The sequence below is a fragment of the Streptomyces sp. NPDC088387 genome (genome assembly GCF_044753385.1).
Lineage (GTDB): Bacteria > Actinomycetota > Actinomycetes > Streptomycetales > Streptomycetaceae > Streptomyces.
The window spans coordinates 36319-55732 of sequence record NZ_JBIVNC010000014.1; the positions used below are offsets into that span (position 1 = coordinate 36319).

General features: G+C 70.1%; 19 protein-coding genes. 10 read left to right on the forward strand and 9 right to left on the reverse strand.

The features are described 5' to 3' along the window. The first annotated feature begins 247 nt into the window (after positions 1–247). Positions 248–2041 carry an AMP-dependent synthetase/ligase gene (locus tag ACIQAC_RS31090; RefSeq protein ID WP_402196834.1) on the forward strand — a complete coding sequence of 598 codons (1794 nt, stop codon included), beginning with the start codon at positions 248–250 and terminating at the stop codon, positions 2039–2041. Positions 2042–2320: 279 nt separating this feature from the next. Here ACIQAC_RS31090 and ACIQAC_RS31095 read toward each other — a convergent pair whose 3' ends face one another. Continuing rightward, a complete protein-coding gene (locus tag ACIQAC_RS31095; protein WP_402196837.1) occupies positions 2321–2698 on the reverse strand; it encodes a peptidoglycan-binding protein in 378 nt (125 codons plus the stop codon). Between the two features lie 259 nt (positions 2699–2957). Here ACIQAC_RS31095 and ACIQAC_RS31100 point away from each other — a divergent pair, with 259 nt between their 5' ends. The 3 genes from ACIQAC_RS31100 to ACIQAC_RS31110 all read left to right on the forward strand — a co-directional run bounded on the left by ACIQAC_RS31100 (position 2958) and on the right by ACIQAC_RS31110 (position 5077). Then, positions 2958–3332 carry a nuclear transport factor 2 family protein gene (locus tag ACIQAC_RS31100; RefSeq protein ID WP_402196840.1) on the forward strand — a complete coding sequence of 125 codons (375 nt, stop codon included), beginning with the start codon at positions 2958–2960 and terminating at the stop codon, positions 3330–3332. A 34-nt stretch (positions 3333–3366) separates the two neighbouring features. After that, positions 3367–3912, forward strand: a complete 546-nt coding sequence (locus ACIQAC_RS31105; protein ID WP_402196842.1) for a DUF1707 domain-containing protein — start codon at positions 3367–3369, stop codon at positions 3910–3912. 385 nt (positions 3913–4297) lie between these two features. After that, complete coding sequence (locus ACIQAC_RS31110; protein ID WP_402196845.1) at positions 4298–5077, forward strand: hypothetical protein; 780 nt, start codon at positions 4298–4300, stop codon at positions 5075–5077. A 43-nt stretch (positions 5078–5120) separates the two neighbouring features. Here the strand turns inward: ACIQAC_RS31110 and ACIQAC_RS31115 are convergent, their stop codons facing one another. Then, positions 5121–5873, reverse strand: a complete 753-nt coding sequence (locus tag ACIQAC_RS31115; protein ID WP_402196847.1) for an SDR family NAD(P)-dependent oxidoreductase — start codon at positions 5871–5873, stop codon at positions 5121–5123. 88 nt (positions 5874–5961) lie between these two features. Between ACIQAC_RS31115 and ACIQAC_RS31120 the strand changes: the two genes are divergently transcribed. The 3 genes from ACIQAC_RS31120 to ACIQAC_RS31130 all read left to right on the forward strand — a co-directional run bounded on the left by ACIQAC_RS31120 (position 5962) and on the right by ACIQAC_RS31130 (position 8357). Continuing rightward, entirely contained in the window at positions 5962–6552 is a 591-nt protein-coding gene (locus ACIQAC_RS31120) for a TetR/AcrR family transcriptional regulator (RefSeq protein WP_402196848.1), read from the forward strand. 81 nt (positions 6553–6633) lie between these two features. Then, entirely contained in the window at positions 6634–7620 is a 987-nt protein-coding gene (locus tag ACIQAC_RS31125; RefSeq protein WP_402196849.1) for a glutathione S-transferase family protein, read from the forward strand. A 110-nt stretch (positions 7621–7730) separates the two neighbouring features. After that, the gene (locus ACIQAC_RS31130; protein ID WP_402196851.1) at positions 7731–8357 is read left to right on the forward strand and encodes a DUF998 domain-containing protein; all 627 of its coding nucleotides are present in this window, start codon (positions 7731–7733) and stop codon (positions 8355–8357) included. Positions 8358–8451: 94 nt separating this feature from the next. Here the strand turns inward: ACIQAC_RS31130 and ACIQAC_RS31135 are convergent, their stop codons facing one another. The 3 genes from ACIQAC_RS31135 to ACIQAC_RS31145 all read right to left on the reverse strand — a co-directional run bounded on the left by ACIQAC_RS31135 (position 8452) and on the right by ACIQAC_RS31145 (position 12038). Next, positions 8452–9972, reverse strand: a complete 1521-nt coding sequence (locus tag ACIQAC_RS31135; protein ID WP_402196853.1) for a DEAD/DEAH box helicase — start codon at positions 9970–9972, stop codon at positions 8452–8454. Positions 9973–10246: 274 nt separating this feature from the next. Next, entirely contained in the window at positions 10247–10450 is a 204-nt protein-coding gene (locus ACIQAC_RS31140) for a cold-shock protein (protein WP_010032345.1), read from the reverse strand. 355 nt (positions 10451–10805) lie between these two features. Continuing rightward, positions 10806–12038 (reverse strand): alpha/beta hydrolase, encoded by a 1233-nt coding sequence (locus ACIQAC_RS31145; protein WP_402196855.1) that lies wholly within the window; start codon positions 12036–12038, stop codon positions 10806–10808. A 355-nt stretch (positions 12039–12393) separates the two neighbouring features. Here ACIQAC_RS31145 and ACIQAC_RS31150 point away from each other — a divergent pair, with 355 nt between their 5' ends. Continuing rightward, entirely contained in the window at positions 12394–13410 is a 1017-nt protein-coding gene (locus ACIQAC_RS31150; RefSeq protein ID WP_402196857.1) for an alcohol dehydrogenase catalytic domain-containing protein, read from the forward strand. 22 nt (positions 13411–13432) lie between these two features. Here ACIQAC_RS31150 and ACIQAC_RS31155 read toward each other — a convergent pair whose 3' ends face one another. The 3 genes from ACIQAC_RS31155 to ACIQAC_RS31165 all read right to left on the reverse strand — a co-directional run bounded on the left by ACIQAC_RS31155 (position 13433) and on the right by ACIQAC_RS31165 (position 15586). Continuing rightward, positions 13433–14005 (reverse strand): TetR family transcriptional regulator C-terminal domain-containing protein, encoded by a 573-nt coding sequence (locus tag ACIQAC_RS31155; protein WP_402196860.1) that lies wholly within the window; start codon positions 14003–14005, stop codon positions 13433–13435. A 77-nt stretch (positions 14006–14082) separates the two neighbouring features. Then, positions 14083–14505, reverse strand: a complete 423-nt coding sequence (locus ACIQAC_RS31160; protein WP_402196863.1) for a prepilin peptidase — start codon at positions 14503–14505, stop codon at positions 14083–14085. A 253-nt stretch (positions 14506–14758) separates the two neighbouring features. Further along, positions 14759–15586: an SDR family NAD(P)-dependent oxidoreductase gene (locus ACIQAC_RS31165; RefSeq protein ID WP_402196864.1), complete on the reverse strand. Its 828-nt coding sequence runs from the start codon at positions 15584–15586 to the stop codon at positions 14759–14761. Positions 15587–15780: 194 nt separating this feature from the next. Here ACIQAC_RS31165 and ACIQAC_RS31170 point away from each other — a divergent pair, with 194 nt between their 5' ends. Then, complete coding sequence (locus tag ACIQAC_RS31170; protein ID WP_402196867.1) at positions 15781–16680, forward strand: helix-turn-helix transcriptional regulator; 900 nt, start codon at positions 15781–15783, stop codon at positions 16678–16680. 34 nt (positions 16681–16714) lie between these two features. Here ACIQAC_RS31170 and ACIQAC_RS31175 read toward each other — a convergent pair whose 3' ends face one another. Next, complete coding sequence (locus ACIQAC_RS31175) at positions 16715–17563, reverse strand: alpha/beta fold hydrolase (protein WP_402196870.1); 849 nt, start codon at positions 17561–17563, stop codon at positions 16715–16717. A gap of 200 nt (positions 17564–17763) precedes the next feature. Here ACIQAC_RS31175 and ACIQAC_RS31180 point away from each other — a divergent pair, with 200 nt between their 5' ends. Then, positions 17764–19377, forward strand: a complete 1614-nt coding sequence (locus ACIQAC_RS31180; RefSeq protein WP_402196871.1) for an MFS transporter — start codon at positions 17764–17766, stop codon at positions 19375–19377. Positions 19378–19414: the final 37 nt, after the last annotated feature.

Below are 19414 nucleotides of genomic sequence, written 5' to 3' on the forward strand. Positions count from 1 at the left end.
CGGGAAAAGGGATTTCGGCTGACACCGCGGTACGGGGGCTTGCCCCTTCATAACAAACGAAACGCGCCCGCTCGATCAACCCAGGAAATCGCCAAGTTGCCCGTTGAACGGTGTGATTGGGAACGCAGGAACTCGCCGGTGGCAGTGGCTATACCTGGTCCCTACCAGCTGGTAGCCTCCAGCCCGTCAGCACTGTCCCCCGCTGTGCCGCGTGCCTCCGCAGCCGCGTCCACAAGGAGGAGCCGCCTTGCGCGAGTTCAGCGTTCCGGCTTTATACGACGTACCCCCGGACGGCAACCTGGCGGACATCGTCATCCGCAATGCCGCCCTGTACCCCGACCGCGCCGTGTTGGCCCGCAAGGTCGCCGGGCAGTGGCAGGACGTCACCACCACCACCTTCCTCGCCGAGGTCCGCGGCGTGGCCAAGGGCCTGATCGCCTCCGGTGTCCAACCGGGCGACCGGATCGCCCTGATGTCGCGCACCCGCTACGAATGGACCCTGCTGGACTTCGCGATCTGGGTCGCCGGCGCGGTCTCCGTACCGGTGTACGAGACGTCCTCCGCCGAACAGATCGAGTGGAACATAAGCGACTCCGGCTCGGTGGCGGCCATCGTCGAGAGCGCCGACCACCAGGCACTGGTGGAGCAGGTCCGGCCGCGCCTTCCCCTGCTCAAGCACATCTGGCAGATCGACGCGGGCGGCATCGACGAACTCAACACCGCCGGCGCCGATGTGACGGACGCTCAGGTCGACGAGGCGGCCAAGTCCGCCGGCCCCGACTCCCTGGCGACCATCAACTACACCTCCGGTACCACCGGCAGGCCGAAGGGGTGTTCCCTCACCCACCGGAACTTCCTCGCGGAGTGCGGCAACATCATCGCCCGCAACACCCCCCTCTTCCGCGAGGACTCCTCCATCCTGCTCTTCCTGCCGCTCGCGCACGTCCTGGCCCGCGTGGTCGAGGTCGGCGCCATGGTGGCGCCGGTGAAGCTGGGACACGTCAGTGACGTCAAGAACGTCACCGAGGAACTGGGCCAGTTCCGACCCACGTTCCTGCTCGGCGTCCCCCGGGTCTTCGAGAAGGTCTACAACTCGGCGCGCGCCCAGGCCCGTGCGGGCGGCAAGGAGAAGATCTTCGAACTCGCCACCGACACGGCGATCGCCTACAGCCGCGCGCTGGAGACCCCGAAGGGCCCCGGCTTCGGCCTGAAGCTCAAGCACACGGTCCTCGACCGGCTGGTCCTCAGCAAGCTGCGCGCGGTCCTCGGCGGCCGCACCACACACGCCATCTCCGGCGGCGCGGCCCTCGGTGAACGCCTCGGCCACTTCTACCGCGGCCTCGGCCTCACCGTCCTGGAGGGCTACGGCCTCGCCGAGTCCTGTGCCGCGACCACGCTCAACCCCTGGGACCGCCAGAAGATCGGCACGGTCGGTCTGCCACTGCCGTGCAGCGGGGTACGGATCGCGGACGACGACGAGATCCTGCTCAGCGGCGAGCACATCTTCCAGGGCTACTGGAACAACGAGAAGGCGACCGCAGAGGCGCTGATCGACGGCTGGTTCCACACCGGCGACCTGGGCAGCCTGGACGACGAGGGCTATCTGCGCATCACCGGCCGCAAGAAGGAGATCCTGGTCACCGCGGGCGGCAAGAACGTGGCCCCGGCGGTGATAGAGGACCGTATCCGGGCGCACGCCCTGGTCGGCGAGTGCATGGTGGTCGGCGACGGCAAGCCCTTCGTCGGGGCCCTGGTCACGCTGGATGCCGAGTTCCTGCCGCGCTGGGCCGCACAGCACGGCAAGCCGGAGGACGCCTCGGTGTCACAACTCCGCGAGGACCCGGAGCTGTTGGCGGAGATCCAGCGCGCCATCGACGACGGCAACGCCGCGGTGTCCAAGGCCGAGTCCGTACGGAAGTTCCGCATCCTGGACATCCAGTTCACGGAGTCGTCCGGTCACCTCACCCCGTCGCTGAAGCTCAAGCGAAGTGTGGTGCTGAAGGACTACGCGGACGAGATCGAGGCCATCTACTCGTCCTGAACAACGAGCCCGGAGGCTCACGAACAGGTTGCGCAGACGCCCGGCCGGGGCCCACCTCGGCCGGGCGTTGTGCGTGCGCCGTGCGTGCGCTGTGTGCGAACGGCCCCGAAACCGGTCCGGACCAGCGTTGAACGCGGTTACTTCGGCGGCCAGGGTGGCTCGAACATTGCGGTCGCCGGAGCCGCCGAGCGGCACGATGAGACGGGTGTGACGGGTGTGGCGAAGGCAATGACGGGACCATGGACCAGACCATGGCCCATGGAGCGTGGACCTGCCGGGTCAGTGCCGGTGGGTGAACGCCTCGCCGCCCGTGAGCCCGGCGGTGTCGAAGAGGTGCAGTTCCTGCCAGGTGCGGGGACTGAGCACACCGTCCGCCGGAAGGCCCCGTGACTGCTGGAACCCGAGCAGCGCCCGCCGGGTCGAGACGCCCATGACCCCGTCCACCGGGACGTTGTGTCCGTGCAGCCGCAGCAGGCACTGGAGATGACGTACGGCCGTGGTGTCGTGCGGCCCGGTGTAGGAACACTCGGCCGGCTCGACATACGCGGTGGGGGCCGCAGGAGCCGGCCCCACCGCGGCGCCGGAGAGCAGGGCGACGGAGAACAGTGCGGCGCAGAGCGCCACGGAGGTGCGGGTCACGCGGCGGGAAGACATCATCGGCGGTTCCTTTCGCGACAAGGGGGCGAGGAACAGGGCTCGTTGGCCCGGAAGCACACCGGCTGCGCGGTGCGGACCGTGCCGAACAGTCTGCTCCCGATCGTGCGAGGTGAGGACCTTGCCCGGCGGGTGACCGGAATTGTGTCCGGATGTACGTCCAGGGCGGCCCGGCTCCCCGGTCCGGCGTGGGTGAACACCGTGCTGAGCCGTGACGTGGGGCAACACCGTCCCGCACACCGCGAACTGGTATTACTGGTGCATGCAGGAAGAGACCGCGCAGTCCGCGATCGACACGTTCATCTCCGCGTTCAACGCCTCGGACGACAGCTATGTGACCTCACTGCTGTCCCAGGCCCTGACGACGGACGTGGTCCTCTGGGGGCCACTCGGACGGAGCGAGGGGATCGAGGCAGTCGAACGCTTTGTGCTGGACATCCGGCGCCACCCGGCGGGAGTCGGCACGATGGTCCGCTCCTCCGGCGTCGACATGCCTGACGAATGGGCCCGGTACCGCTGGGTGTTCACCACCCCGCACGACGGACCCAGGCTGACCGGCACGGACGTGGTGCACCTGAGGCGCAGCCTCATCGACCAGATCATCGTCTTCGCGGGAGACGTCAAGCCGGTTTCCTGAGCGACCGACGGAACGGCCGCACTACAGTGAAACGGTGACCCCATCGCAGGAAGATCCGCCGTCGCCGTCCCTCAGTGAGGACGACCGCGAGACGGCCGTACGGCGCTTGCAGGACGCGTACGCCGACGAGCACATCTCGCACGAGGAGATGGACGCGCGTCTCGGCCAGGTGCTCACGGCCACGTCACGCAGTGACCTGGTGTCCGCGCTGGACTCGCTGCCGGCGGTCGCCCCCGACGTCCCGTCGACGATCGGCGCGGCCGGTGGACGCATCCTGCGGCGCGGCGCGTGGCGTGTGCCGAGGACCCTCAAGGTCGAGTCGGCGTACGGCAGGGTGCACCTGGATCTGTCCCGCGCGGTCATCGCGCACCCGGTCGTCGACATCGAGCTGCAACTCGGCACCGGCGGGGCCAGGATCACCGTGCCCCGGGACGCGGTCGTCGACGTGGAAGGTCTGAACACCGGGTGGAAGGACCTCCGCTACAAGGCGCCGCGGGACCCGCACCCCGGCGGTCCGACGATCCGTATCTCGGGCGCCATGGGATTCGGCCGGCTGAAGATCCGCCACGCGAGGCGCTGACGCTCCTCCGCCGCCGGCCGTTCCGCGAAGCGCTGACGCTCCTTCCGCCGCCGGCCGCCCGGAGGCGTCCCGCGGACGACCTGAAGCGCGCTGTATGTCCGGCGCCCGATTCGGGTATGCTCCGCCGCGCTCAACTGGTCGGAAACAACGGGGGTATGCCGTGGGCTCGTACGGCGGACAAGGTGGCGGAAGCTCGCAGTTCGGTCCGGACGGAAGGCCGATCGGACCGGCGCCGACGGGCCCCTATCCGTACCCTCCGCAGCCCGTCCCACCCCAGGCCGGCCCGTATCCGCCCGCACCGCCGACACCGGGCTACGGCCCCTACCATCCGAACCCGTACGGCGGCACCTGGCCGCCCGGCATGCCGCCCTATGGTCCGCCCGGCATGCCGCCCAGGCCCGAACCCACACGACGCCAGCGGATCCTGCGCTGTGTGCGCAATCCGTTCTACGCCTCCCAGCAGGTCTTCCGCCCGTCACGCCCGGACCGCCTCGTGGACCCCCGGGTCGGCCGCCTCCAGCTCTGGCGGACCCTGCTCGGCATCGCCGCCTGGCTGTGGTTCACGATCACCTACGGCCTGGTCAGTGACGCCGGGGACGCCGAGGCGGCCATCTCCGACCGGTTCAACCAGAGCTGGATCAGCGTCCTGGTCCTGATGTGCACGTTCCCCGTGGTGGTCGGCGCCTTTGTGGTCGCCGCCCGCGGCCCCCTGAAGCGTCTGTACCTGCGCCGCTCCCTGCGCTCCCTGGGCGCGATCGTCGCCCTGATGGCGTCCATGGCCATGTTCCCGCTCGCCGTGGCACAGGACCCGGTGACCCAGGGATTCCGGGACTTCATCGGCATCCCCGGCAAGGTCGTCCTCGGTGTGCTGTGCCTGTGGTCGCTCGGGTTCGCCCTCTACGGGATCGGTCTGTCCCTCGTCCATGTCCTGCGCACCGCCGACATCCACGAACTGGTGCCGCCGTGCCTCGCCCTCGTCCTTTCCTGGGAGATGGCCCTGATCGACCTGATCACCGGCGCCTACCCCCAGGTCCCCCTGATCGCCAGAGTGGTCTTCATCGTCGGAGCACCCGCCGTCATCACCGCGATGTCCGTCTGGGAGATCCGCCGCCTGCACGGCCACGGTCTGACCCTGCGCGAGGCACTGCGCCCGTCGACCCCGTAGGGTCCCGCCCGTGCGCCCGTGCGCCCTTCGACCGGCGACGGCGTCAGACCTGTACCTGACCCCCGTCGACGAAGTGCTCGGCACCGGTGATGAACGAACTCTCCGGCCCGGCGAGGAACGCGGCCAGTGCGGCGACCTCCTCGGGCCGGCCCATCCGCCGCAACGGCAGCGGCGCGGCGAGCACCTTGTGGAAGTCCTCGGTGCTCTGGCCGAACAGGGCCGCCAGGTTCTCGATGGCGGGGGTCGCGATGGGACCCGGCGTGATGACGTTGACCCGCACTCCGCGCGGCGCCAGCTCGGCGGCCCAGGTCCGCCCCAGGCTCCGTACCGCCGCCTTCGACGCGGCGTACACGCCCATCCTGTCGTTGCCCACGTGGATGGTCGTGGAGCCGAGCAGGATCACCGACGCCGGGTCGGCGAGCAGGGGCAGTGCCTTCTGTACGGTCAGCAGGCTGCCCTTGGTGTTCACACCGAAGACATGGTCGAACTGCTCCTCCGTGACGTCCTGGAGCCGCTCCCCGTCACCCAGGCCCGCGTTGGCGACGACGATGTCGAGCCGCCGTCCGTCTTCGCGGACGACGTCCATGACGTGGTCGACGTCGCCGATCCGTGAGACGTCGGCCGGTACGGCGACCGCGCCGGGGCCGATGTCGGCGGCCGCGGCCGCCAGTTCGTCCTTGCGTCGGCCGGTCACGTAGACGCGGGCGCCGTCGTCGGCGAAGCGCTGGGCGATCGCCCGGCCGATTCCGCTGGAGGCGCCTGTGACCAGCGCCGTCTTTCCGTCCATGGGACGCATGGCGTCTGTCCTTCCGTAGTTCTTGACTGTCTGGTCCAGAACGTACGCCGTTCTGGACCAGACAGTCAAGAACCAGTACTCTGGAGCCATGGCACGACCCCGGAACTTCGACGAACACAAAGTGCTGCGCACCGCGAGGGACCAGTTCTGGTCGACCGGCTACGCGGCGACGCGGGTGGACGACATCGCCGCGGCCACGGGCCTGGGCAAGGGCAGCCTCTACGGCGCCTTCGGCGACAAGCACCAGCTCTTCCTGCGCACCTTCGACGACTACTGCGCCGGCCTGGTCGTGGCCGTGCGCGACCAGCTCGAAGGCCCGGACGACACCGCCCTGGAACGGCTGCGCGCGCACGTCCTGACCGTCGCGGACTCCACCGCGGCCGACGTATGCCACCGAGGCTGTCTCCTCGCCAAGGGCACCGCCGAACTGTCGGCGCAGGATCCGGCCGTCGTGGAGACGGCCCGCAAGACGTTCTCGGCCATCCACGAACTGCTGGCCGCCTGCATCGCGGGAGCACAGCGCGCGGGCGACCTCAAGAAGGACACGGACCCCGCCCAACTCGCGGGCGTGGTCCTCGCCGTGCTGCGGGGCGTCGAGGCACTGGGCAAGGGCGGATCCAGCCCCGAGGCGCTGCGCGCGATCGCCGACACGGCACTGGCGCTGCTGCCCGCACCGTAGCGCCTCGTGCCGCGTCTCCCGCGATGCCGGCGGCAACAAGGGCTCCTCGAAGATTCGGCACCCACCCCCTAGGCTCGGACCATGGGCGCTGACGGGGAGTACAAGCGGGACCAGAACTACATCTCGACGCGGATCACGGCCGACGGCCGCGACGGCTATCCGGTCGAGGCCGGGCGGTACAGGCTGATCATCGCGCGGGCCTGCCCCTGGGCGAACCGGGCGGCGATCGTACGCCGCCTGATGGGCCTCGAGGACGTGCTGTCGATGGGGATCGCCGGACCGCTGCACGACGAACGCAGCTGGTCCTTCCACCTGGATCCGGGAGGCAAGGACCCGGTCCTGGGCATCGAGCGACTCCAGGAGGCGTTCTTCAGACGCGACCCCGACTATCCGCGGGGCATCACCGTGCCGGCGATCGTCGAGATCGCCACCGGCCAGGTCGTCACCAACAACTACCGTTCCATGACCCTCGACCTGGGCAGTGAGTGGTCGGCCCTCCAGCGCGATGGCGCACCCGACCTCTACCCGGACAAGCTCCGCGACGAGATCGAGGACGTCGCCGACAAGGTCTTCCACGACCTCAACAACGGTGTCTACAAATGCGGGTTCGCCACCTCGCAGGAGGCATACGAGCGCGCGTACCGGCAGTTGTGGGAGCGCCTCGACTGGCTGGAGGACCGGCTCGGCAGCCGCCGCTACCTGGTCGGCGACACCCTCACCGAGGCGGACGTACGGCTGTGGCCGACGCTCGTCCGGTTCGACGCCGCGTACCACGGTCATTTCAAGTGCAACCGGCAGAAGTTGAGCGAGATGCCCGTGCTGTGGGCGTACGCCAGGGACCTGTTCCAGACGCCGGGCTTCGGCGACACGATCGACTTCGAGCAGATCAAACAGCACTACTACGGTGTGCACCGCACCATCAACCCGACCGGGATCGTCCCCGTCGGCCCCGCCTTCGACGGCTGGCTGACCCCGCACGGCCGCGAGGAACTCGGCGGCCGTCCGTTCGGCGACGGCACCCCGCCGGGCCCGCCGCCGGAGGCGGAGCGGGTGCCCGCCCTGGGCTGACCGTCCGGGACGGGGCGCCCGAAACCCATTGCCGCCCGCCGAGGTGATGTCCGCGCCGGCGGGCGGCGTCGTGACGCCGGATTGTCCGTTTCGCGTTTTACGGTGTGCGGATGCGAAGCGTGCCGGGATGGGCTGTGTTCTCGTCGGCCTGCGCGCCGCTCGTGCTGATCGCGGGTTGGGCGATCGCCGCGGTGCTCGAAGGGCCGACCTACGACCCCGCCACCACGACGATCAGCGTCCTGGGGGCCTACGGGGGTGCGGGATTCTGGGTGATGACGACGGCGCTGCTCGCGCTGGGCGTCTGCCACCTGGTCACGGCCTGGGGTCTGCGTGCCGCCGCGGCGCCCGGACGCCTTGCGCTGGCCGGCGGGGGACTGGCGGCCTTCGCGGTGACGGTGTTTCCGGCCCCCAGCAGCGGTGGTTCCCTTCAGCACGGCGCGGTCGCCGTGGTCGGGTTCGCGTTGATGGCGTTGTGGCCGGTCCTGGCGGCCCGCCGCGAGAGCGCCGCCCCCTGGGGGCTGCGGCCCGGACCGTGTCTCGGCGCGTGCGCCGTCATGGGAGTCAGCGCGCTGTGGTTCCTGGTGGAACTGCAACTTCAGGGCGTCGCGGGTGCGGCGGAACGGCTGGTGACGTCGATTCAGTCCCTGTGGCCGTTTGTGGTGGTCGTCTCCTGCCGCCGCAGGAAGGTCGTGGTCGAGTTCGCCCGGGAGGCTCCTGACCGTCGCCGGTCCTGGTGAGGCGGCCGGAGGCCCAGGCCGGTGAAGGCCTGGGACCTGGGACGTGGGACGGAAACGATCCGGCGTGATGCGTGGGCCGGACCGGTCGGGCGGTTCAGCGGCTGGTGCCGCCCTTGGCCGAGGAACGGCGACGGGCCTGGGAGGCGCGGCTGCGCTGTCCGCGGGACGAGGACGACGGGGCGCGCTTGGGGCGCTCGACGACCGGCGGCGGCGTGACGGTGACGGGCACACCGGAGGGCGCCTGGGCGCCGGTGATGCGCGTCAGTTCGGCCTCGCCCGGACGGACCCGGGTGGTGTGCGCGGTGATCCCCGCGTCCGCCATCAGGCGGGTCATCTCACGGCGCTGATGGGGCAGGACCAGGGTGACGACGGTGCCGCACGCGCCGGCGCGTGCCGTACGGCCGCCCCGGTGCAGGTAGTCCTTGTGGTCGCCCGGCGGGTCGACGTTGACGACGAGATCGAGGTCGTCGACGTGGATGCCGCGGGCCGCGACATTGGTGGCGACCAGGGCCGTCACCTGACCCTCCTTGAACTGGGCGAGGGTGCGGTTGCGCTGGTTCTGCGACTTGCCGCCGTGCAGGGCCGCGGCGTGCACCCCGACGGCCAGCAGCTTCTTGGCCAGCCGGTCCGCCCCGTGCTTGGAGTCGATGAACATGATCACGCGTCCCTCGCGGGCGGCGATCTCGGTGGTCGTGGCGTGCTTGTCGTCGTCGTCCACGTGCAGGACGTGGTGCTCCATCGTGGTGACGGCGCCGGCGGCGGGGTCGACCGAGTGGACCACCGGGTCGTTCAGGTAGCGGCGCACGAGCAGGTCGACGTTGCGGTCCAGGGTGGCCGAGAACAGCATCCGCTGACCGTCCGGGCGCACCTGGTCGAGCAGGGCCGTCACCTGGGGCATGAACCCCATGTCGGCCATCTGGTCGGCCTCGTCGAGGACGGTGATGGACACCTGGCGCAGGTCGCAGTCCCCACGCGAGATGAGGTCCTTGAGCCGGCCGGGCGTGGCGACGACGACTTCGGCGCCACCGCGGAGCGCGCTGGCCTGGCGGCCGATCGACAGACCGCCGACGACCGTGGCGAGCCGGATCCGCAGCGTCCGTGCGAAGGGGGTGAGCGCGTCGGTGACCTGCTGTGCCAGCTCCCGGGTCGGTACGAGGACCAGGGCGAGCGGCTGGCGGGGCTCGGCGTGCTGTCCTGCCGTACGGGCCAGGAGGGCGAGACCGAAGGCGAGCGTCTTGCCGGAGCCCGTACGGCCCCGGCCCAGGACATCCCGGCCGGCCAGCGAGTTCGGCAGCGTCGCTGCCTGGATCGGGAACGGCACCGTGACGTTCTCGGCGCGGAGCGCGGTCAGCAGCCGCTCCGGCAGGTCCAGCTCGGCGAACTGCTCGACGGCGGGCAGCGCCGGTGTGATGGTGGTCGGCAGCGCGAAGTCCCCGGCGGGCCCGGCGGTGGCCCGACCGCCGTGCCGGCTCCGGCCGGCCTTGGCCGTACGGCTGGGGGTGTTTCCGCCGCCGGTCTGACGGGAGCGGAAGCGGTTGCGCCCAGCGGCACCGGCAGACGACCCGTCGTTACGGGTGCTGGAGGCGCCGTTGTTCTTGCGAGCCTTGCGTTCCAAGTGGAACCTTCCTCGATGCGGCACGTATCGAGGAATTCCGCGCGACGGTGACGTGCTGTGGCGGGATTCGCAAGAATGAGCCGAAGAAAAGAGGAGCCGAGACGAAACCGAGCAGAGGCCGGTCCGCGAGTCGACTCAATGTGACAAGAGTGTGGAAATATGCGAAAAGGGTCAGCCGACTGTGGGCGCCCTGTCCGGTTTTGCTGCGGAAACGCAATCGGCTGGGGCCCGCACCACAAGAGCGCGGGCCCCAGCCATGTACTACGCGTCAGCGTCAGGCAGGAACGATGTTCTCGGCCTGCGGGCCCTTCTGACCCTGCGTGACGTCGAAGGTAACCTTCTGGCCCTCCTGAAGCTCACGGAAGCCGGAGGTGGCGATGTTCGAGTAGTGGGCGAACACGTCAGGACCGCCACCCTCCTGCTCGATGAAGCCAAAACCCTTTTCCGCGTTGAACCACTTCACGGTGCCAGATGCCATATTGAATCTCCCTTTGGGGCGGTGCCCGGAGTCCGCACTTTACAGACCCGGAGTCGCCGAAATGATCACTCTTCCGGAGTTACCCGGAAAGCCCCGAAAATAAAAAGAGTGCTCGTCGACATAGGTCGAAGAGCACCCGAAGTCTCTGGGAACCAAATCTGCAACGCTTATCACGATAGCACACGACGAGCTGCGTGATCCAGGAATTTTCAACCCTTCGCCCTGTTGAGTCGCCGCTCCGCCGTCGATCGGCACACATCGGGTCCTCGGAGCTTGCCGCCGGGCAGAGCGCCGGTGAAGGGCGCGGGAAGGTCTGGTGCCACATCCCCGGTCCCACCGGATCAGGTCACCCCCGTCAAGAGGTCCGGACGGTGGCCTTCACGTCGACGTCCGCGATGTGCGCCACGGGGTGTTCCCGGCCTTCCAGCACCGCGGAGAACCTGGACTCGCCCAGCAGGTACCTGCGGAAGAACGCCTCGACGTAGGCGAGACCGGCGCGGCGCTGCCGGCTCTCGGTGAGCTGGACGTCCACGGCCGACTCGCCGATGTCCGTGCAGCGGCCCGGCCGGCCATCGACGGGATGGGCGTCGTCGTCGGCCGCCACCTCGCCGCTCCCGGGCGACCACTTGGTGTTGAAGTAGTTGTGGTTGCCGCCGTGGACGCCGAACTCGTAGGTGTCCGCCTTCCCTTCCGCCGTCGCGTCGGCGGCGAAGCCGAACGACTCCAGGCCGACCTGGCCGTCACACGTTCCGCGCATCACCGCGAGGGGAGTGGTGTGGACGCGGTACGCCGACATGTCCTCGGTCATCACGTTGTACGCCGGTGCCAGGGCCAGCACCGCCTTCACCCGTACCCCGGACGGCCACTGGCTCCGGTGGCTGTCGGCCGCCTGCCACGTCACGCCGGCGCCACCGCGCGAGTGGCCCAGCGTGCCCACCCTTCCCATGTCGACGTGATGGGCGAAGTCGACCTTGGCGCTCCTGCCGGTGGCCGCGTCGGTGAACCGCCCGGCGAGCGCGCCCGCGCCGGTCGAGCTCAGCCGCTGCCACAGGGCCAGGTGCCTGTTGATGAGGTCGGCGCGCGCGGAGGCGTTGTCGTCGCCGCTGAGCGACGCCGCGTTGAGGCCGTTGGCACGGACGGAGACGAAGACGAAACCCTCGGCGGCCAGTCGCTCACCCATGTAGTCGTAGCCGCGGTCGTTGTCGATCGGCCGCACGCCGGCCGCGCAGGGCCAGGAGAACAGGCGCTGGTTGGCGCGGCTGTACGCGTCCCAGTCCGCGGCGCGTTCGGCCTTGTCGCGCGCGGTCGCCGCGTCCGCGTCCGCGCAGGTCTCGTGCCAGCCGTGCAGCGCGACGACCACGGGGTGCGGCGTACCGCCGAGGTTCTTCGGATAGTGCACGGTCGCGGCCAGTTCGACGGGCTCGCCGGTGCCGGGGAGTTCGTAGGCCGAGTCACCGAGGTGGTAACGGACCGTCTCCACGGCGGCCCGACCGTCCGCCGGGGCGGGACGCAAGGGTGCACCGGCATGGGCGGTGCCGCCGGTCGCCGCCAGTACGACGGCGGTGGCCGCGAGGGTCCGGGCGCGCATCGCGTGACGGTGTCGCGGTGAGGGCTTGGCGGGGTGGTTCACGTGGTCTCCAACAGGGGGATCGCGGTGGGCCGGTGCTCCACCGGTGCGGTGCCAGACGTGCAGGGCACTCCGAAGCTGTTGAGACGACACAGCGACCCGAACGGTTGGAACGAATTCCGCGGCGGCTGCGACTCGGTCCATTGCGCATGTCCCGACGCGGGTCCGCCAGGTGTCTCCGGACGAACTTGACGCTCCCCTGCGGACGGGTCATTGTGGAGCTAAGACGACCGGTCATTTTGAAGGTCCGAAGTCTGCCCACCGACGACGTGCGTCGGCGAATTCGGCGCGCGAGCAACCGATCACAAGGAGTGCCATGTCCACATACCGAGCGTTCGAGGTCACAGGGGCACGGAAGTTCGCACTGGTCGAGCGTGAGCTGAGGGAACCGCCGCTCGGGCATGTGCGCCTGCGGGTGGAGGCTTGCGGCGTCTGCCACTCCGACGTGCTGGCCGTCGAGGGCATGCGGCCCGATCCGTCCTCGCCGGCGGTCCCCGGGCACGAGGTCGTCGGCGTCATCGACGCGGTTGGTCCCGGCGTGACGACCTGGCACGTCGGCGAGCGGGTGGGGGTGGGATTCCTCGGTGGCCACTGCGGAGTGTGCGAGTACTGCCGGCGTGGCGACTTCGTCAACTGCACGGACCAGCCGCAGACCGGCGGCGACGTGGACGGCGGCTACGCGGAGTCGATGATCGCCAGGGCCAGCGGTCTGGTCCGGATCCCCGAGGGGATCGGCTCCATCGACGCGGCACCGCTGCTGTGCGCCGGTCTGACGGTGTTCAGCGCGCTCAGGCAGATCGAGTACGCCCCGGGCGCGCTCGTGGCCGTGCAGGGTATCGGCGGCCTCGGGCACCTGGGTGTGCAGTACGCGAGCAAGCTCGGCTACCGCGTCGCCGCCATCGCCCGGGGTACGGACAAGGCGGAGCTGGCCAAGCGGCTCGGCGCCGACCACTACATCGACAGCTCCGCCGAGGACGCCGGCGCGCGGCTGCGGGAGCTGGGCGGCGCGGCGGCGATTGTGGCGACCGCCGCGAGCGGTGCCTCGATGTCGCCCCTCGTCTCGGGGCTGGCCACGCGCGGGCGCATGGTGGTCGTCGGCGCGGCCATGGACCCGATCGAGGTGCAGACCACCGAACTGATCTTCGGCACCCGCACCCTCGCCGGGAGCCTGACCGGCAGCTCCATCGACAACGAGGACAGCCTCCGGTTCGCCGAGGCCCGGGACGTGCGCCCGATGACCGAGGTCATGCCGCTCGCCCAGGCGCCCGAGGCGTACGAGCGGATGATGTCCGGCGCGGCCCGCTTCCGCGTCGTTCTCAACGTGGCGGCCTGAGGGCGAACCGGGTTTCGCGCGCTCAGGTGAGGAGCGTGCCGAAAACGGTGTCGAAGAAGATCTCGTAGGAGTCGTCCGCATGCTCGGAACGGGCGGAGATGAGCGTCCCCTCCCAGGCGTTGAGGATGAACCGGGCCAGCGTCCGCGCTTCCGCGGCGGCCGTGATCCGGCCCGACTCCTGCGCCTGGGCGATCGGTACGGCGAGAGCCTGGGCCCAGTGCTCCAGGCTGACCCGTACCGCCTCGCGGATGATGTCGCTGTGGTCGGCCATCTCCGTGCCGAAGCCGCCGATGAGGCAGCCGCGCGCGTAGTCACGGGCGGTGTTCTCGTCGCGGAGGAACTCGAAGTGCTGTCGCAGCCGCAGCAGCGGATCGACGGACGCGTCGAGGAGCTCCGCGAGCCGTCGGGTCTCGCCGTACCGCTCCAGGGCTACGACGGCCAGCGCCTCCTTGCTCGCGAAGTGGTTGTAGAACGACCCCTTCGGCACCCCCGCGCCGTCGGTGATGTCCTTCACGCCCGCCGCGTTGAACCCACGCGAGTGGAACTGTTCGACCGCCGCGTTGACGATCTCCTCGCGCATACTCCTTCTGCTCACCGGGGGCACCCCTTCATGGCAATATGACCAACCATCTTAAAACGCTATCACGTGCCTCTCGGTGACCGACCGGGCTTTCAGGCGACCCAGATCCGCAGCGCCACTCCGGCAACCGCGCCCGCCACCAGGAACGGGGTGGACGCCACACTCGCCCGGTGTCCGGCTCGTCCCGTCAGCACGAGCCCGATGCGGCAGGCCACGCCGATCACAATCCCGGCGAAGGCGCCGAACACCAGGACCGCCCAGCCGAACCACCCCAGCACCGCGCCCGTCGCGAAGGCGACAGGTACGTCGAGGCGTCCGGTGCGCCGAGGATTCGCCAAGGACAGGGCGAGGCGGCCACTCCCCAGGGCGAGCGCGCCGAGTGACGCAGTCGTCCAGCCGTGCGCGGACAGGGGCAGCAGCGCCGCGACGCCGAGCGAGCCGAGGGCGATCATGACGGCCAGGAGAGGGAGGAGGGCCGGCAGCGCGCCTCGGACGGTGGTGGGAGTACGGTCCACCGGTTTGCCTGCGGTGGCCGCACGGCCCGGTCCGGACAGGCGGAGAAGGGGTTCGCCCCGGCCCGGGTGAGCTGGATGCATGTCAGCCTGCTGATGCGAGGGAGAGGCCATGGATGCGGGCCTGCTCCTGCCAATGAGTGACGTACATGTCGTCGGGCCGTGGCGGTGGCCGTGACCCGGGCGGGCGCGGGGACGCGGAACGTCTGTGTCGTGGACGCTCCACGTCCCTGCGGTCGCCGGTGCTGGGCGGAGGTCAGGCGGCCTGCCGTGCCGGGGTGAGGGAGAGGGACTCCCAGCGGTCCAGCTCCGCGAGGCGGGAGCGGAGCGAGGCGCGGATGTTCTCCACGGCGTCGGCGCCCACGGCCAGACGCAGCGGCGGCTCCTCCAGGGTGGACACCGTCATGATGGCGTCCGCCACGGCGTTGGGGTCGCCGAAGGCCTCGGGCGGCAGCGCGGAGAAGTCGTTGAGGAACTTCCCGACGGTGGGCGCGTAGACGTCGTTCGGGAGGACCACCTGGAGGTTGGTGGCGAACTCGGTGCCGAACGTGCCGGGTTCGATGATCGTGACCTTGACGCCGGTGGGGGTCAGTTCGTGGGCCAGGGCCTCGCTGATCAGCTCGACGGCGCCCTTGGAGGCGGCGTAGAGGCCGGAGGACGGCCAGGCGAACTGGCCGATCAGCGAAGAGGTTTGCAGCACGCGCCCCTGGGAGGCGCGCAGTGCGGGGAGGGTGGCCCGCAGGACCGTCAGGTTGGCCAGCACGTTGGTGTCGATGATCGCCCGCGCCTCCTCGGCGCTGATCTGCTCGACGGACCCGAACAGGCCGTAGCCGGCGTTGTTGACCAGGACGTCCAGACCGCCCGCCGCCCGGACCGTGTCGGCCAGGACGGCCTGGGCGTCGGGGGCCGTCAGATCGAGCTCGACCGTGGTGACCTGTCCCGCCGGGGCCTGCTCGACCAGCTCGGCGAGGCGGTCGCGGCGCCGGCCCACGGCGATGACGTGCGCGCCGGTGGCGAGTGCGCGTTCGGTCACGAGGCGGCCGAAGCCGGAGGTCGCGCCGGTGATGAGCCAGGTGGAAGCCATGGCGAATACTCCTGTGCTGGGCCGTGCGGGTGCTGCACGGACGGTGGGCTCCGAGACAGCCGGTCGGTGTCTCGCTCTCAAGCCAACCGCTCGCCGACCCCGCCGCGGACCCTGTAGCTGGCCTTCTCGATCCTGGGACTCGGCGGGCCACCCAGGACGTGTGCGCTCGCCCTGTTCCGGGCCACCATGGGTGCATGGAGCGGAACGAAGGGCTCAGCGACTTCCTGCGGGCCAGGCGCGCGGCGACCGACCCCGAGGCCCTGGGCATCCACGACGCGTCGGCGCGCAGGGTCCCCGGCCTGCGCCGCGAGGAACTGGCCGCGCTCGCGGGCGTCAGCGTGGACTACTACACACGTCTGGAACAGGGTCGGCCCATCACCCCGTCGGAGTCGGTCCTCGACGCGCTCGCCAACGCCCTGCAACTGGATCACGCGGAGCGTGCCTACCTGCACGCGGTCGCACGCCGGCCGGCCCCGGGACGCCGGCGCACCCCACGAGCGGTGCAGAAGGTACGGCCCGGAGTGCACGCACTGCTGGCCCGCCTGGGCGACACCCCCGCCTTTGTGCTGGGGCGCCGTACCGACGTACTGGCGACCAACCGCATGGCACGGGTACTGCTCGCCGACTTCGACGGCGTACCGGTACGGGAACGGAACGCCGTACGGTGGATCATGCTCGACGAGGCGGCCCGGCTGCTCTTCGCGGACAGCTGGGAGCGGGTGGCCTCCATGTTCGTCGGCACGCTCCGGATGGACGCCGCCCGGCATCCGGACGACAGCCGTACCGCCGAGCTCGTGGGCGAGCTGTCCATGAAGAGTGAGCCCTTCCGCCGCTGGTGGGCGGTGCAGAAGGTGGTCCAGATAAGCCACGACACGAAGGTGCTGCGCCATCCGATCGTGGGCGAACTGACGCTGCGCACCGAGGCGTTGACCTTCCCCGACGACCCGGACCAGACCCTGTTCACCTTCCTCGCCGACCCCGGATCGGCGTCGGACGAGGCGCTGTCCGTACTGTCCTCGTGGGCCTCCGATCCGGCACACTCCGGCACCAAGCCGGAAGCGGCGCGGGGGACGGACCACTCCGAGAAGTCCTGACAGCGGGTCTGGACCGGGGCGCGTTGGGCGATCGTCAGGCGACCGACCTGGCGGCGTCACCGATGAGATCGGCGACGACCCGGGGGTGGCTGAGCATCACGACGTGGGAGGACTGCGGTACTTCGACGACCTTGCGCGCGTTCGCACGCCGGTACATCCAGCGCTCGCAGGCCGGCGGGATCGCCTTGTCGCGGCCCGCGACCAGCCCCCACGACGGGATCGTCTTCCAGGCCGCGGCCGTGGTCGGGAAGGTGAAGGAATCGGCGTCGAAGGGCCGCTGCGTGGCCTGGAGGACCCGGAAGTCGGCGGTGGAGATGTCGGCCGCGAAGGCCGCCTGGCCGTCCTTGCTCAGATACAGATCGATACCGGTCGTGCCGTCTGGCTTTGTGTACGGCACCGGCACACTCACCGGCTCGACCTCGCTGCCGGGGAACTTGGTGATGAGCTCCCCCTGCGTCTCGCCGACCTCGGGCGCGAACGCCGCGATGTAGACCAGCGCCTTGACGTTGGCCTTCCCGGCGGCGGCGTTCGTGATGACCGTGCCGCCCATGGAGTGCGCGACCAGCACCACCGGCCCGCTGATCGAGTCCAGCACACTCGCGACGTAGGGGGCGTCCGTCGGAATGCCGCGCAGCGGGTTCGCCGCACAGATCGTGGTGCAGCCCTTTCTCTGCAACTCCTTGATGGTGTCGTTCCAGCAGGACGAGTCGGCGTAGCCGCCGTGCACCAGCACGATCGTGGGCTTCACCTTCGGCTTCTTCTCACCGGAACCATCGGGGGCCGCGGCGGCGGCCGTTCCTGCCGCGCCGGCCGACAGCGCCGCCGACCCGGCCAGTGCCGCGCCGGCGGCCAGTGCGTTTCGGCGGGAAACCTCGGGGCTCATAAGACTCCTCATGCATAGGGGCCGAGCAAACGCCGGCTCGGTCGGCGGGTTCATCCACCGACGGCCGGTTTTGATCGGTGAGGCATGACGTGGAGCCTATGAAGCACGCTTTTGGGCCGGCATCCGTCAACTGACCTAGGTAGGTCAAGGTCTCCCCATCTGACTTCGTCTGGCCATAGTCAGGTGGTAGCGTCCTGACTATGGAAATACGAAGCCAGGTGGCTGCCGCGCAGCCTGTTTCTCCTTCGTCCTCACCGACGTCGTCCGCGGGCGGTCCGGCTCACCACGCGAAACAGCCCGAGCACCGCTGGCTCGGACTTCTCGTCGTGTGCCTCGGCGTGATGATGACCTTCATCAACGTGACCGCGACGATCACATCGCTCGGCTCTCTCCAGCAGGACCTGCGCATATCGACCCACACCCTGGTCTGGATCACCAGCGCGTACAGCCTGGCCGTGGTCAGCCTGGTGATGTCGGCCGGAACCCTGGCCGACCTGATCGGCCGACGCCGTGTGTTCATGGGCGGCGCGGTCGTCTTCGCGGCCGGGAGCCTGGGGGCGTTCCTCGCGGGCAGCGCGGGCACCCTCATCGCCGCCCAGGCGGTCATGGGAGTCGGCGGCGCGGCCATCCTGCCCGCCAGCCTCACGATCGTCAGCACCACCTTCACCGACCCGCACGAGCGCACCACGGCCATCAGCGCCTGGGCCGCCTGCTCCGGACTGGGCCTCGCGGCCGGCCCGCTCATCGCCGGCGCCCTGCTCGACCACTACTCGTGGCACTCGGTCTTCCTGACCAACCTCGTCATCGGCGCTCTCGCCGTCGCGCTGTCACCCGTCTTCGTCCAGGAGAGCAAGCACCCCTCACGCCGTCTGGACCTGTCGGGCATGATCCTCGGCACGCTGGTCCTCGCCTCGGCGACCTACGCGATCATCCAGGGCGGCGCCACGGGCTACACCCGGACACCGATCCTCGTCGCCTACGTCGTCTTCGCCCTGTCGCTGGCCCTGTTCGTCCGGGTCGAACTGCGCCACCACGACCCCATGCTCGACCTGCGCCTCTTCCGCAGCGCCTCGTTCGCCGCCGTCATGGGTGTGTCCGCCACGAGCCTGTTCGGCTTCGTCGGCATCGCCCTGATCAGCGTGCTCTACATGCAGCGCGTCACCCACGCCGGACCGCTGGACGTGGGTGTCCGGCTGCTTGTGATGTTCGCCAGCTTCGTCGCCGTCAGCGCGATCGCGCCCCGCCTGGTGCGCAGGCTGGGCTTCACCGTCCTCTTCGCCGTCGGACTGGGACTCATGGGCGCCGGCTCGCTCCTGCTGCTGACGGTCGGGCCGTTCGACGGATACGGCGCGATGTGGCCCGGCCTGCTCGTGGCGGGCGCCGGATCGGGTCTGCTCGTCGCGCCCTCGACCGCCGCCGCGGTCAGCAGCGTGCCCCCGCTCCAGGCCGGCATGGCCGCCTCCGCGGTCAACATGTCCCGCCAGCTCGGCAACGTCATGGGTCCGAGTGTGCTCGGCACGATCCTGACGAGTCACTTCTCCAACAATCTGCACGACCGGCTCGTCGACGCCGATCTGCCCAGCCGCACCGCCGACCAGATCGTGGCCGGCGCGGCACACGGAGGCGGCGGCAGCAGCCTCCCCGCGCCCGTCGCCCGCATTGTCGCGGACGCGGTCCCGCGCGCCTTCACCGACGCGATGCACCTGTCCCTGCTCATCGGCGCGATCGCCCTGCTGGCCATGGGAGTTGTGGCGGCCCTCGTTGTCCGGCAGCGGGTACCCGGAGCACGGACGACGGCCTCACCGACCCGGTGACCGAGGCCGCGGTCCGGTCGACCGGCGCCGACCGCGG